Genomic DNA, 14,652 nt, shown 5'->3' on the forward strand with positions numbered 1-14,652 from the left:
TGTGGGGGCGGGGTCCGCCCCTCGGACCTGCCTTGCGGGGGCGGGTGCCGCCCCTCGTCCCCGCCGCGACGGCGGGACGTCCGACGGCGCGGCTCGGCGGTGCCGAACCATCCGCGTGGGCGGGCGACCTCAGCCCAAGCCGAGGGGTCACCAAGCCCAGAGGGGCGAGCCCAGAACCACCGAACCCGGCGAACCCCCAAGCGCAGCGCTACCGCTGCAGCGCTTCCTTGATCGTCCGCATGACCTCCGTCAGCGGCGCGTCCGTCCGCGCCACCATCACCACCACCTCGTCCTCCTCCGACGCCGAGACCGTCGCCGCGGGGCGCCCGCCGGCCACGACGGGGCGCCCCCCGATGCCGCTCCCGAACGTTTCGCGGACGATCGCGAAGGCGTGGTCCAGCTGGGACTCCACATCGCCCCGGCCGCCCGCCCGCAGCCAGCGCCGCAGCACATGGTTGTGGGCCGTGACCACGGCCGACGCGGCGACCTCGGCCAGCAGCGGATCGTCGTCGCCGTCGTGGTGGGCGCCCTCGTCGAAGTGGCCCAGCAGATAGCGGGTGAACAGCCGCTCGTAGCGGGCCACCGAGGCGATCTCCCGCTCCCGCAGGGCCGGTACCTCACGGGTCAGCCGGTAGCGCTCCACGGAGACGGCGGGCGAGGCCGCGTACATCCGCATGACCTCCTTGATCCCGCGGCACACGGTGTCCAGGGGGTTCTCATGCGGAGGCGCCGCGTCCAGCACCGCCGCCGCCCGCACCAGCGTGTCGTCGTGGTCCGGGAAGATCGCCTCTTCCTTGGAGCGGAAGTGCCGGAAGAAGGTGCGCCGGGCGACCCCCGCCGTGGCCGCGATCTCGTCGACAGTCGTCGCCTCGTACCCCTGCGTCGCGAACAACTCCATCGCCGCGGCCGCGAGTTTGCGGCGCATGGACAGACGCTGGGCCGCGGCGCGGCGGCTTCCCGCGCTCTCACCGCCACCGGATGAGGGGGTTCGCTTCGTACGCTCCGTACGCGTGGCCTTCACGGGCTGGGACATGTGGGGAACGTAACACGCTTGTGAGTGCCGGTGCGGGGGCAGACCGACTGATGGCTCCAGCAGCCCGCCCCACCGGGTACCGGAGTCAGACGGTCCGCCCCACCCGGAGGCGTACTCAGGCTTTGGCATACTCGCGGAAGCCGCGCCCGGTCTTGCGCCCGAGGCAACCGGCGGCCACCAGATGCTCCAGCAGCGGCGCCGGTGCCAGGCCCGGCTCGCGGAACTCCCGGTGCAGCACCTGCTCGATGGCCAGCGACACATCGAGCCCCACGACGTCGAGCAGCTCGAAGGGGCCCATCGGATAGCCGCCGCCCAGCTTCATCGCGGCGTCGATGGCGTCCGGGGTGGCGTAGTGCTCCTGGACCATCTTCACGGCGTTGTTGAGGTACGGGAACAGCAGGGCGTTCACGATGAAGCCCGCCCGGTCGCCGCAGTCCACCGGGTGTTTGCGCACCGCCGCGCACACCGCGTGCGCGGTCGCGCGCACATCGTCCGCGGTCAGCACGGTGTGCACCACCTCGACCAGCTTCATCGCGGGCGCCGGGTTGAAGAAGTGCAGGCCCACCACGTCCTGCGGCCGCGAGGTCACCCGTGCGCAGGCGACGACCGGCAGCGAGGAGGTGGTCGTGGCCAGCACCGCGCCCGGTTTGCAGACCTTGTCCAGCACCCGGAACAGCTCCTGCTTGACCACCAGGTCCTCGGCCACCGCCTCCACGGCCAGGTCCACGTCGGCGAACGCGTCGAGCGCGTCGGCCGGGGTGATCCGGGCCAGCGTCTGCTCCCGGGCCTGCTCGGTCATCCGCCCCTTGGACACCGACTTTTTCAGGGATTTCCCTATGCGGGCCTTCGCCGCCGTGGCCTTCTCCAGGGTCCGGCCGGCCAGCACCACCTCCAGGCCCGCCTTGGCGAAGACCTCGGCGATCCCGGAGGCCATCGTGCCCGAGCCGGCGATGCCGACGGCGCGCACGGGCCGCGCTCCCTCCGTGGAGTGCCCCACCTCGGCCGTCGCGGCGTCCGGGACGATGGTGGCGCTGCCCGGCGCCTCGTACGTGTAGAAGCCGCGCCCCGCCTTACGGCCGGTGAGCCCGGCCTGGGCGAGCTGCCCCAGGATGGGCGCGGGCGCGTGCAGCCGGTCGCCGGAGGCGGCGTACATGGCCTCCAGGACGGTGCGGGCGGTGTCGACGCCGATCAGGTCGAGCAGGGCCAGCGGGCCCATCGGCAGCCCGCAGCCCAGCTTCATCGCGGCGTCGATGTCCTCCCGCGCCGCGTACTTGGCCTCGTACATCGCGGCGGCCTGGTTGAGATAGCCGAACAGCAGCCCGTCGGCGACGAACCCGGGCCGGTCGCCGAGCGCCACCGGCTCCTTGCCCAGGTCGTGGGCGAGCGCGGTGACCGCCTCGACGGCCGCGGGGGCGGTCAGCACGCTGGAGACGATCTCGACGAGCTTCATCGCGGGCGCCGGGTTGAAGAAGTGGAGGCCCAGGACCCGCTCCGGATGGGCGGATTCGGCGGCCAGCCGGGTCACCGACAGCGCGTTGGTGCCGGTCGCGAGGACCGTGGCGGGGCTGACCACGGTGTCCAGCTCGGCGAAGACCTGGTGCTTGGTGTCGTAGTCCTCCGGCACCACCTCGATCACCAGCGCCGCGTCGGCGGCGGCGCGCAGATCGGTGGAGACGCGGAAGCGGTCGAGGATCCCGGTCCGCTCCCGCTCGCTGATCCGCTCGCGCTGCACGGCGCGGGCGGTGGCGACCTCGAGCGCGGTGACGGCTCGGCGGCAGGCGCCTTCGTCGATGTCGATGCCGATCACCTCGCGGCCCGCCCGGGCCAGGATCTCGGCGATGCCGGTGCCCATCGTGCCGAGCCCGACGACGGCGACAGTAGTGAGCGGGGCCCGGGAGGGGGAGAGATCAGAGGGGGACGTAGTGCTGACGCCGGTGTGTGGGAGACGGTCCATCGCGGACTCCAGAGGGTGTTCCCCGGATGTGGGGATGAAGTGACGACTGAGGGGAGTTCGTGTCATGCCGCTGCTGCCGTTCACGCCACGCACGCGCGGGGGGCTGACGCGGCTGACACAAATCCCCGATGGAAGGGCTTGCACGCTCCCTTACGGACGGCGCCGCACGGAGGAAACTGCCCGTGGGAGACACGCGGCAGGCCCTGTCCCGGGGCCATGCCTCAACTGCTGTTCTGGAACCGCCGAACCGACGTCACACAAGGCGGCTGCGTCACCAGGCCGCCGGAGCAGGGGTGCTGCTCGTGTCGCCATCTTAACTCGTGGGTAACCAAGATGCCAGAGCTCAAAGTGCGGCCGCGCCGGAACGCGGCCCACCGGGGAGGGGAGACCTCGTATGGACGATGAATTCCGGACGCTGACGGAGCGGGTACGGGCCTCGCTCTCAACCCCCCAGGAAACCGCGGCCCATGCCTCGCTGCTCGCGCTCGTGCGCCAGGGCACCCCCGCCGCGCGTGAACAGCTGGCCCGCATCCTCGTCGCGCCGGAGCAGCCGCTGTGGGCCCGCGAGACGGCCGCCTTCGTGCTCGGCAGCGCCAAGGACCGCCGGGCCTTCGAAACCCTTGTCCTCCTGCTCAACTACCGCGAGCCGGCCCGCTGTGCGACCGCCGCCCGGGTGCTGGCCCGGCTCGGCGATCCGCGCACCGCGCGGGCCGCCGCCGCCCTGGCCACGAACCCCTTGCGCACCGCCTACTCCCTGCACCCCATCCGGCTGCTGGTGGAGCTGCGGGCCCCCGAGTCCGTACCGGCCCTGGTGGCCGCCCTGGAGCGGCAGTTGGCGGCCCGCGACCGGCACTGGGCGATCGCCCGCGCTTGCGTGGAGGGCCTGGGCGCGATCGGCGACGAGCGCGCCATCCCCGCCCTTACCGCCGCCGCCCAGCACATACGCCTCAGCGCGGCGGCCGCCGCCGCGCTGGCCCGGATCACCGGCGAGGGCGCCGTCACGGGCGGGGGCGCGCCGGAGCCGGCGGGCAAGGGCGGCGCGGCGGAGAGGATGGGTGAGGCACGGGTGCCGTGAGGGGGGAGCGGGGGCGGCCGGTTTTCCGGGTAGTGGCGGTCAGAGCAGTGACAGCTGGGCCGGCGGCGGGTCGGCCCGGACGTCCGGCTCCTCCTCGGTCCGGGCGTCCGGTTTGTCGGGCACATTTTTGTCGGGCACATTGCGGTGGGTGCCCGACGCGTACGGGCCGATGCCGTACTCGGCGGCGAAGTCGTGCACCATCCCGGTGATCCGCCGCTGGTACCACTTCGGGGCGTAGGACCCGCCCTCGTAGAGCGCGTCGTACCGCCGCGGCAGCCGGGGGTGGTGGTGGGTGAGCCAGGCGGTGAACCACTCGCGCGCTCCCGGGCGCAGATGGAGCACCAGCGGGGTCACGGAGCTGGCCCCCGCCTCCGCGATCGCCCTTACGGTGGCCCGCAGCCGCTCGGGGGAGTCACTGAGGAAGGGGACCACCGGGGCCATCAGCACACCGCACGGGATCCCGTGGGAGGACAGCGTCCTTATGGCGTCCAGGCGCCGCTCGGGCGAGGGCGTGCCCGGTTCGACGGTGCGCCACAGCTCGCCGTCGGTGAAGCCGACCGAGACCGAGACCCCGATGTCGGTGACGCGCGACGCCCGCCGCAGCAGCTCCAGGTCGCGCAGGATCAGGGTGCCCTTGGTGAGGATCGAGAAGGGGTTGGCGCGCTCCGTGAGCGCCGTAAGGATGCCGGGCATGAGCTGGTACCGGCCCTCGGCGCGCTGGTAGCAGTCGACGTTGGTGCCCATGGCGATGTGCTCGCCGGTCCAGCGGCGGGAGGCCAGCTCGCGGCGGAGCAGCTCCGGGGCGTTGGTCTTCACCACGATCTGGGAGTCGAAGCCGATCCCGGTGTCCAGGTCGAGATAGCTGTGGGTCTTGCGCGCGAAGCAGTAGACGCATGCGTGGCTGCAGCCGCGGTACGGATTCACCGTCCACTCGAACGGCATCCGGGAGGCCCCGGGCACCCGGTTGATGATCGAGCGCGCCCGGATCTCGTGGAAGGTGATCCCGCGGAACTCCGGGGTGTCGAAGGTGCGGGTGGTCACCGCGTCGGCGGCGAAGAGGGCCGGGGTGGCCGCCGTGTCGTCTCGGGTCAGGTTGTCCCAGCGCATCGCAGGCACCTCCGGGTCTCGCTCGTTACCACAATAGAACACATGTTTGATTGATTTTCGTCAACCCCGGATTTGGGCCGGTGACCCCGAGGTGGTTGGCTTGCGCTTGTCAGGGCGTCATGGGCTGGAGGCGCCACGTCGAGGGCGGAAGGAAAATGCGATGGGGCAGGTCGAGGCCACCACGGAGCGGATCGTCACGGGTAAGCCCGAGGATGTGTTCGACGCACTCGCCGACTACCGCGACACCCGCCCCCGGCTCCTTCCGCAGCAGTTCAGCGAGTACGAGGTGCGCGAGGGCGGCGACGGCGAGGGCACCGTCGTGCACTGGAAGCTCCAGGCCACCAGCAAGCGGGTGCGCGACTGCCTGCTGGAGGTCTCCGAGCCGTCCGACGGCCAGTTGATCGAGAAGGACCGCAACTCCTCGATGGTCACCACCTGGACCGTCACCCCGGCCGGTGAGGGGAAGTCGCGGGTCGTGGTCACCTCGACCTGGACCGGCGCGACCGGCATCGGCGGCTTCTTCGAGCGGACCTTCGCTCCCAAGGGGCTCGCCCGGATCTACGACGAACTGCTGGCCAAGCTCGCCGCCGAGACGGCCGAATAGCGCCCATGGCGCCCATGGCGCCCTGATCCCGGCCCGTCCCCGGCCCCGTCCCTGACCCCGGCCCCGTCGCCCGGACCGAACGTAGCGCTCACCGGTTCGGGTGGTTTTCTCCGCGGTCCCGCATACCCCCGTACACACTCTCACCGGCGCGAATGCCGTCAGCGGCTCCTCGTCGGCGATTCGTCGCTGTTTGCCCCCCGTTGCGCGTGATGCGAGAAATGGGCGGCGCAGATGTGACGAGGGGAGAAGGACGTGGGCGGCACCACCGGGACCACCGGCGCCACCGTGCCCAAGCGGCGAGAGAGCCATGAGCACGGCGGGTACGAACCGGCGGGCCCTCCCGCCCACACCACCGACGACGGGGCCGACGGAACCGGCGGCGCCGGGGCGGGTGCGGCGCCGCCCCCGGCGGACGGCGCCGCCCCGGCGCCCGTCCCGCTCAGCCCGGCCCGGGTGCGGATGGTCTTCTTCGGGCTGATGCTCGCGCTGCTGCTCGCGGCGCTCGACCAGACCATCGTCGCCACCGCCCTCCCCGAGGTGGTCGGCGAACTCCACGGCCTGGGCAAGATGTCCTGGACCGTCACCTCCTACCTCCTCGCGGTCACCGTCGTCCTGCCGCTCTACGGCAAGCTGGGCGATCTCATCGGCCGTAAGAGCGTCTTCGTCTTCGCGATCGTCGTCTTCATCGCCGGATCCGCGCTCGCGGGCTGGTCACGCACGATGGAGGAGCTGATCGCCTTCCGGGCGGTACAGGGCGTGGGCGCCGGCGGTTTGATGATCGGCGTCCAGGCGATCATGGCCGATATTGTTCCCCCGCGGGAACGTGGCCGCTATATGGGGCTCATCGGTGCCGCGTTCGGTCTCGCCTCGGTGGCCGGGCCGCTGCTCGGCGGGTTCTTCACCGACCATGCCTCCTGGCGCTGGTGCTTCTACGTCAACGTCCCCTTCGGGCTGCTCACCCTCGCCGTCGTGGCCGCCGTCCTCAAGGTGCCGGAACCGCCGCGGCGGGCCCGCTTCGACTATCTGGGCGCGCTGTTCCTGTCCCTGTTCTCCACCTGCGCGGTGCTGCTGACGAGTTGGGGCGGCACGGAGTACGCGTGGGGCTCCCGCGTCATCCTCGGGCTCGCCCTGGGGGCAGCGGGTTCGGCGATCCTCTTCGTCGTCGTGGAGTGCGTGGTCCCCGAACCGATCATCCCCATGCGGCTGTTCCGCGACTCGGTCTTCTGCGTCAGCGGGCTGATCGGCGCCGTCATCGGCGTCGCCCTCTTCGGCGCCGCCAGCTATCTGCCGACCTTCCTCCAGATGGTCGACGGCGTCTCGGCCACCGAGTCGGGGCTGCTGATGGTGCCCATGATGGGCGGCATGGTGCTGGCCTCCATCCTCTCCGGCCACCTCATCAGCGCCACCGGCCGCTACAAGGTCTTCCCCGTGGTCGGCGGGCTGATCTCCATCGCCGGCATGTGGCTGCTCTCCCGGCTGGAGGAGGACACCACCCGCCAGGACTACAGCCTGTGGATGGGCGTCCTCGGGTTCGGCATCGGGCTCGTCCTGCCGGTGCTCGTCCTCGCCGTGCAGAACTCCGTGCCCGTGGCCGACCTCGGCTCGGCCACCAGCGCCAACAACTACTTCCGGCAGATCGGCGGCAGCGTCGGCGCGGCCGTCTTCGGCACGCTCTTCGCCAACCGGCTCACCGACCGCCTCCAGGTCGACCTGCCCTCCGGGGCGGTGTACGGGAGCGGCGGCGACGGAACCGGTCTGCCCGACCCCGACTCGGTCACCCCGCAGATGGTGCACGCCATGCCGGGCGCCCTGCGTGACGGCTACATCGCGGCGTACGCCCACGCCATACCGCGGATCTTCCTCTATCTCGTGCCGGTGCTCGTCCTGGGCTTCCTGCTCGCCTTCCTCCTGAAGGAGAAACCTCTGGTGTCCCACACCGACTATGCCGTCCAGCAAGACCCGCAAGATCTGCACGACCCCGTGGTACCGGCCGCGCGCACGGGCGCCCGGCCCCGGCACGCCGCGGCCGCCTCGCCCACCGCGCCGCCGCCCACCGCGGGCGTCCCGGTCTGCGGCACGGTCCAGCACCACGACGGCACTTCGGTCCCACGGGCGGCCCTGACCCTCATCGACGTCGGCGGACGTCAGATCGGGCGCGGTGCCACCGGGGAGGACGGGCGGTACGCGCTGAGCACGCCCGGCGCCGGGGCGTACGTCCTGATCGCGGCGGCCGGCGGCCACCAGCCGCGGGCGGTCAGCGTCACCGTCGGGGACCGGCCGGTCGAACTGGACGTGGTGCTCGGCGGCGCGGGCCGGCTCGCCGGTGCCGTCCTTACGGCGGACGGCACGCCCGTAAGGGAGGCGACGGTCACGCTGACCGATGTGCGTGGCGAGGTCGTCGCGGCCACCCGCAGCGGCCGCGAAGGGGGCTATGTGATGGACGAGTTGGTGGCGGGCGAGTACACCCTCGCCGCCAGCGCCCCCGCGTTCCGCCCCGCCGCCCTCCCCATTACCGTCCAGGCCGCCCGCGAGACCCGGCAGGACATCGAACTGGCCGGTGGCGCGGTCCTGCGCGGGGTCGTCCGGGCCACCGGCGGCCGGGTGGTGGAGGACGCCAGGGTCACGCTGCTGGACGCGGCGGGCAACGTGGTCGACACGGCGACCACGGGCCCCGAGGGCGCGTTCCGCTTCATCGACCTGTCGGCGGGCGAGTACACGGTCATCGCGGCCGGCTACCCGCCGGTGGCGACGGTCCTCCAGATCGCGGGCGGCGGCCGTACGGAGCGCGATCTCCAACTGGGTTACGAGGACTGAGGACTAGCGGGTCGTCCGGCGGACCGTAACGCCTGCGGCGGGCCGTTCCCCTCCCCGCCCCTTCCCCCCGACCGGGGCTCCGCCCAGTACCCCGGCCGGATGACCCGGGTGCGCGCGGCCATCCGCCGCGTCGGCGTGCCGCCCGCGATCGGCCCGCCGGTGTGTATGCGCGGCGGCGATGGTCGGCTCGCCGACCCCCGGGGTCCAGGGGCGGAGCGGCACCAGGGCTCCGCCCCGGACTCCGGCCGGGCGGCCCGGATGCGTGCGGGCGTCCGGGCCGGTGAGTTGATCGTGGTGGCGGTCGGCTCGTGGGCCGCCGGGGTGCAGGGGCGGAGCCCCTGGTCGCGGGAAGGGGCGGGGAGGGGAAGGCCCCGCCGGGAGGCGCGTCGCGGCGACTCCCTCGCACGTACCCGCACATGACACCTATTCGGGTATTGCCTCCCGCGGCTGCCCGCAACAGCCGTACCGTGGGTAGCGCTGTCGCAGATCTTGCGTGCGAAGGAGTCTTCCGCCTATGGAGTACGGCACGTCGCGCTGCGACGACGGTCCGGGCGAGCCGCCCGTGGTGCCGGAGCAGCGCAGGGGTGTCCACGGGAGGATGCCGCTCGCGGTCGTCGTCATCGATGCCGAGGGGCGGGTCACACACTGGAGTTCGGGGGCGCGCAGGCTCTTCGGACCCACGCGCCAACAGGCCGTCGGCCGTCCCGCCGTCGACCTGATGCCGGTCTCGGGGGCGTTACGCGGCGCCGAGGTGCGCACCGATGTGACGGGCGGTCCGGAGCTCGACGACTCGCGGCTCGGCACCGTGTACTACCCCACCTCGGGGCGGGCCCGTATGGCGGAGCCGGGCCATGGCCGGGTGGACGTCCTGTGGTGGGCGTATCCGCTGGTGGGCCCCGGGCCGGAGCGGCTGCTGGTGCTGGCGGCGGACACCAAGGGGGCGGGCGGGGACGCGCTGGGGCGCGACGAGCGGATCGGGCCCGGATTCGCGCTGCACACCGAGTTCCCCGGCGCCGAGCGGCTGGCCGGCCGGCTGCCGGACATCCTGCCCAACATGGGCCCGGCCACGGCCGGCCGGATCGTCGCCCAGGTGCTGGAACTGGGTTATCCGGTCCTGGAGATCAGCCACCACGAGCGCGTCCCGGTGACGCCGGACTGGGGGATGCCCCGCTACCGCGAGCGCCGGGCGCGCCAGGAGGCCGTACGCCGGAGCGCGATCGCGGCGGACGGCGCACCGGATCGGGCGCACGCCCCCGAGCGCTCGCCGGACCCCGACGAGGTGGACCTGGAGTACGCGGCGGTCCGTGAGCGGCTGGAGTTCCTCAACGAGGTCAGCGGCCGCATCGGCACCTCCCTGGATCTCGCCCGCACCATCCGCGAGGTGACCAGCGCCGCCGTCCCGCGCTTCGCGGACTTCGCCGGGACCCATCTGCGCGCCCAGGTCCTGGCGGGCGAGGGGTTCCCCGACGGTCCGCCCGACGTCACCACCGTCTGGCACCGCGTCTGGGTCGAGCACAACGACGAACCGGGCCGCTGGGACGACACGGTGCCGGTCGGGGAGAGCATCGCGTTCCCCGAGCACACCCCGTTCTTCCGGTGCATGGTCACCGGCGAGCCGGTGCTGATCCCGCACATCAGCGACGAGGTGGGCGACCGGATCGCCGGGCAGTTCGAGAAGCGCGACCTCAGACCCCTGATCAACGGCCGGTCGATCCTGATCGTGCCGCTCAAGGCGCGCGATGTGGTGCTGGGCTTCATGGTGCTGCTGCGGCGCCCGGGGCGGGAGCCGTTCGACGACATGGACCGTACGACCGGCGCCGAACTGGCCGCCCGCGCCGGGCTCGTGCTCGACAACGCCCGGATGTACACCTATCAGGAGAACGTCGCCGAGACGCTCCAGGACAGCATGCTGCCCCAGGTGACGCCGCGCATGGCGGGCTGCGACACCGCCACCCGCTATCTGCCCGGGACCCGGCTCGGCCGGGTCGGCGGGGATTGGTTCGACACCATCAAGCTGTCCGGGTCGCGCACCGCGCTGGTGGTCGGCGACGTCATGGGGCACGGGCTCACCTCGGCGGCGATGATGGGGCAGTTGCGCACCGCCGTGCAGACCATGGCCGCGCTCGATCTGCCGCCCGCCCAGCTGCTGCGCAACCTCGACGATCTGGCCCAGCGGCTCGGCGAGCACTATCTGGCCACCTGTCTCTACGCCGTCTACGACCCCGTCGGCTCCGAGCTGGTGGTCTCCAACGCGGGCCATATCCCGCCCGTGCTGGTGCGGGCCCGGGACGGCCGCAGCGAGCTGCTGGACCTGCCGACCGGGGCGCCGATCGGGGTGGGCGGGGTGCCCTTCGAGACGGTGACGGTGCGGGTGTCGCCCGGCGACCGGCTGGTGCTCTGCACGGACGGCCTGGTCGAGGTGCGGGGCCAGGACATCGGCGCCGGGATCGCCGCGCTGTGCGAGTCCGCGGCGCATCCGGCGGCGTCCATGGACGCCGCGTGCGACACCATCATCCGGGCGCTGGCCGCCGCCTCCCGGGACTCGGACGGCCGTGGCGGCCGTAAGGACGACGTGGCGCTGCTGATGGCCCGGCTGAACGGCATACCGGTCGACGATGTCGCCCAGTGGCGGCTCGCGCTGGACCCCAGCGAGGTCGGCCGGGCGCGCCGGCTCGTCCGCGAGCGGCTGCTGCGGTGGGGGCTGCCGGAGGCCGTGGAGACCGCCGAGCTCCTGGTGAGCGAGGCGGTGACCAACGCGATACGGCACGCTCACACCCACCATGTGCGGCTGCGCCTGGTGCGCACCGACGCCCTGCTGTGCGAGGTCACCGACGACGACCACGAACTGCCGGCGCTGCTGAGCGCGGACCGCGACGACGAGAGCGGGCGCGGGCTGAGGGTGATCAGCAAACTGGCGCGCGAGTGGGGGACGAGCCGCACGGGGCGCGGTAAGACGGTGTGGTTCGAGCAGACGCTGGCACATCGGGCCGATCGGGCGTCGACGCATCCGGCCGAGCAGCCGTCGGCACATCCGGCCGATCAGGCGTCGGCACACCCAGGGGAGCGGCGATGAGCGTCTCGGAGCGCTACCGGCAGGCGTGGGAGAGCTACTGGCGGGAGACCTCGGACGCCCCGGGGGACGCCATCTGGGACGCGGACCCCTCGCTGAGCGCCGCCCCGCATCTGGACCTGCTCGCCCCGCACGCCGACACCTCGCTGCCGATCGTCGACCTGGGCTGCGGCAACGGCACCCAGACCCGCTATCTGGCCGCCCGCTTCGGGCGGGCGCTGGGCGTGGATCTGTCCCAGGCCGCGGTGGAGCACGCGCGGCGCGCCGACCCGGCGGGCGCGGCGGAGTACCGGCGGCTGAGCCTGACGGACGCGGCCCCGGTGGCGGACCTGGCCCGGCGGCTCGGCGACGCCAATGTGTATATGCGGGCCGTCATCCACCAGAGCGATGCCGCCGACCGGCGTCCGGTCGCGGAGGCGGTGGCCACGCTGCTGGGGCGACGCGGGCGGGGGTTCGTCGTGGAGCTGACGGGCCGCTCCAAGGCCGTGCTGGGGAAACTGGCGGCGGGTCCGGGCGGTCCGCCGCCGAAGCTGCGCCGGGTCCTCGACCACGGGCTGCGGCCGGCCGACGCGGCGGACAAGGAGGTTCCGGAGGCGCTGGCGGAGGCCGGACTGGAGATACTGGCCGACGGCCCGACGGCGCTGGCTCAAACGGAGCAGTGGCCGGACGGGTCAAGGGTCGAGTTGCCGGCCCGCTGGTTCGTGGTCTCGCGTGCGTAGTCCAGGCACGGCGGGCGCACAACGCGAGCCGCAGGCGGGGACGGTGGACTGGACCAGTTATCCACAGGGGTGGTTCGGGTCGGGCGCGGCGCGTAACGTTTCGAGGCATGAAGATCCTCATCAGCGCCGACATGGAGGGCGCCACCGGTGTGACCTGGCCGGCTGATGTGCTGCCCGGCACCCCGCAGTGGGAGCGCTGCCGCCGTATGTTCACCTCCGATGTGAGCGCGGCCGTCGCCGGGTTCCTCGACGGGGGTGCGGACGAGGTGCTCATCAACGAGGCGCATTGGAGCATGCGCAATCTGCTGCTGGAGGAGCTGGACGACCGCGCGCAGATGCTCACCGGGCGGCACAAGGCCCTGAGCATGGTCGAGGGCGTGCAGCACGGTGATGTGGACGGGGTGGCGTTCGTCGGCTATCACACCGGCGCGGGCACCGAGGGCGTCCTCGCCCACACCTACCTGGCCAACTCCATCACCGGGGTATGGGTGAACGGCGCGCGGGCGAGCGAGGGCCGGCTCAACGCGCTGGTGGTCGCCGAGTACGGGGTGCCGGTGGTGCTGATCACCGGGGACGACAAGACCTGCGAGGACGCCAAGGACTATGTGCCCGAGGCCCGGTGCGTCGCGGTCAAGGACTATGTCTCGCGCTACGCGGCGGTGTGCCGCACCCCCGCCCGCACGGCCGCGGACATCCGGGAGGCGGCACGGGAGGCGGCGGTGCTGGCGGTGCGCCACGAGCCCGTCAGCGGCGGGCCGTTCACGCTGGAGCTGGAATTCGACGCCGAGCATCTGGTGGGGGCGGCGAGCGTCGTGCCGGGCGTGGAGCGCAGCGGCGAGCGTCGCGTCGCGTACACCTCACCGACCATGTACGAGGGGATCCGCTGCTTCAAGGCCGTCACGACGGTCGTCTCGGCCGCGGTGGAGGAGCAATATGGCTGACGTGGACCGCGCCGAGGCGATCGACGCCCAGGCGCTGGAGGAGGTGGTGCGGTTCACCTCCGATCTGATCAGGATCGACACCACCAACCGCGGCGGCGGTGACTGTTCGGAGCGCCCGGCCGCCGAGTATGTGGCGGAGATGCTCGGCGATGTGGAGATCGAGCCCACCCTGCTGGAGCGGTCGCCGGGGCGCACCAATGTCGTCGCCCGGATCGAGGGCGCCGATCGCTCCGCGCCCGCGCTGCTGGTCCACGGCCATCTGGACGTGGTGCCCGCCGAGCCCGCCGACTGGACCGTGCACCCCTTCTCCGGGGAGGTGCGCGACGGGGTCGTCTGGGGCCGGGGCGCCATCGACATGAAGGACATGGACGCGATGGTGCTCGCCGTCGTCCGGGCCTGGGCGCGGACGGGCGTGCGGCCGCGCCGGGACATCGTGCTGGCCTTCACCGCCGACGAGGAGGACAGCGCGGCCTGGGGCGCGGGCTTCCTCGCCGACCGTCACCCCGGGCTCTTCGAGGGCTGCACCGAGGGCATCAGCGAGTCCGGAGCCTTCACCTTCCACGCCGGTTCCGGGCTGCGGATCTACCCCATCGCGGCGGGGGAGCGCGGCACGGCCTGGCTGAAGCTCACCGCGCACGGCCGCGCCGGACACGGCTCCAAGGTCAACCGGGACAACGCGGTCAGCCGGCTGGCCGCCGCCGTCGCCCGCATCGGTGAGCACAGCTGGCCGGTCCGGCTGACGCCCACGGTGAAGTCCGCGCTCACCGAACTGGCCGAGCTCCAGGGCGTCCCGGCCGAGGTGGACGCCCCGGACTTCGACGTCGACGCCCTGCTGGCCAAGCTGGGCCCCGCCGCCGCCCTGGTCGAGCCCACCGTGCGCAACAGCGCCAACCCCACGGTGCTCGAGGCCGGTTACAAGGTCAATGTGATTCCGGGCAGCGCGACCGCCTATGTGGACGGGCGGATGCTGCCCGGCGGCGAGGAGGAGTTCCACGACACCCTCGACCGGCTCACCGGACCGGATGTGGAGTGGGAGTTCCACCACCGGGAGCGCCCGCTGGAGGCGCCGATCGACACTCCCACCTACCGGGCGATGCGCGCCGCCGTCGAGCACTTCGACCCGGGTGCCCGCGCCGTGCCGTACTGCATGTCGGGCGGCACCGACGCCAAGCAGTTCTCCCGGCTCGGCATCGCCGGATACGGCTTCTCGCCGCTGCGCCTGCCCGAGGGCTTCGACTATCAGGCGCTCTACCACGCCGTGGACGAGCGGGTGCCGGTGGAGGCCCTGCACTTCGGTGTCCGCGTGCTCGACCACTTCCTGCAGAGGGCGTGAGA

The 14,652-nt window shown here is 72.7% G+C and carries 11 protein-coding genes; 8 read left to right on the forward strand and 3 right to left on the reverse strand.

The features are described from left to right. Positions 1–208 precede the first annotated feature (208 nt). Together NP777_RS32165 and NP777_RS32170 are read right to left on the reverse strand one after the other, a co-directional pair. Positions 209–1,033, reverse strand: a complete 825-nt coding sequence (locus NP777_RS32165; RefSeq protein WP_256653687.1) for a TetR family transcriptional regulator — start codon at positions 1,031–1,033, stop codon at positions 209–211. A 115-nt stretch (positions 1,034–1,148) separates the two neighbouring features. Then, positions 1,149–2,987, reverse strand: a complete 1,839-nt coding sequence (locus NP777_RS32170) for a 3-hydroxyacyl-CoA dehydrogenase family protein (protein WP_256653688.1) — start codon at positions 2,985–2,987, stop codon at positions 1,149–1,151. Between the two features lie 394 nt (positions 2,988–3,381). On the opposite strand from NP777_RS32170, the gene NP777_RS32175 reads away from it, so the two are divergent. Further along, entirely contained in the window at positions 3,382–4,062 is a 681-nt protein-coding gene (locus NP777_RS32175; RefSeq protein WP_256653689.1) for a HEAT repeat domain-containing protein, read from the forward strand. Positions 4,063–4,101: 39 nt separating this feature from the next. Here the strand turns inward: NP777_RS32175 and NP777_RS32180 are convergent, their stop codons facing one another. Continuing rightward, a complete protein-coding gene (locus NP777_RS32180) occupies positions 4,102–5,169 on the reverse strand; it encodes an Rv2578c family radical SAM protein (protein WP_256653690.1) in 1,068 nt (355 codons plus the stop codon). A 160-nt stretch (positions 5,170–5,329) separates the two neighbouring features. Between NP777_RS32180 and NP777_RS32185 the strand changes: the two genes are divergently transcribed. The 7 genes from NP777_RS32185 to NP777_RS32215 all read left to right on the forward strand — a co-directional run bounded on the left by NP777_RS32185 (position 5,330) and on the right by NP777_RS32215 (position 14,650). Then, the gene (locus NP777_RS32185) at positions 5,330–5,773 is read left to right on the forward strand and encodes an SRPBCC family protein (RefSeq protein WP_137980052.1); all 444 of its coding nucleotides are present in this window, start codon (positions 5,330–5,332) and stop codon (positions 5,771–5,773) included. 252 nt (positions 5,774–6,025) lie between these two features. After that, entirely contained in the window at positions 6,026–8,587 is a 2,562-nt protein-coding gene (locus tag NP777_RS32190; RefSeq protein ID WP_256653691.1) for an MFS transporter, read from the forward strand. A gap of 99 nt (positions 8,588–8,686) precedes the next feature. Then, positions 8,687–9,007, forward strand: a complete 321-nt coding sequence (locus NP777_RS32195; protein ID WP_256653692.1) for a hypothetical protein — start codon at positions 8,687–8,689, stop codon at positions 9,005–9,007. Positions 9,008–9,101: 94 nt separating this feature from the next. Continuing rightward, positions 9,102–11,660, forward strand: a complete 2,559-nt coding sequence (locus NP777_RS32200; protein WP_256653693.1) for a SpoIIE family protein phosphatase — start codon at positions 9,102–9,104, stop codon at positions 11,658–11,660. Next, positions 11,657–12,376 carry a class I SAM-dependent methyltransferase gene (locus NP777_RS32205; protein ID WP_256653694.1) on the forward strand — a complete coding sequence of 240 codons (720 nt, stop codon included), beginning with the start codon at positions 11,657–11,659 and terminating at the stop codon, positions 12,374–12,376. The genes NP777_RS32200 and NP777_RS32205 overlap by 4 nt, the downstream gene beginning before the upstream one ends. Positions 12,377–12,483: 107 nt before the next feature. Beyond that, complete coding sequence (locus NP777_RS32210; RefSeq protein ID WP_256653695.1) at positions 12,484–13,317, forward strand: M55 family metallopeptidase; 834 nt, start codon at positions 12,484–12,486, stop codon at positions 13,315–13,317. Continuing rightward, positions 13,310–14,650: a M20/M25/M40 family metallo-hydrolase gene (locus NP777_RS32215; protein WP_256653696.1), complete on the forward strand. Its 1,341-nt coding sequence runs from the start codon at positions 13,310–13,312 to the stop codon at positions 14,648–14,650. Before NP777_RS32210 ends, NP777_RS32215 begins: the two co-directional genes overlap by 8 nt. The last annotated feature ends 2 nt before the right edge of the window (positions 14,651–14,652 follow it).

Source organism: Streptomyces rugosispiralis (genome assembly GCF_024505145.1).
Lineage (GTDB): Bacteria > Actinomycetota > Actinomycetes > Streptomycetales > Streptomycetaceae > Streptomyces > Streptomyces rugosispiralis.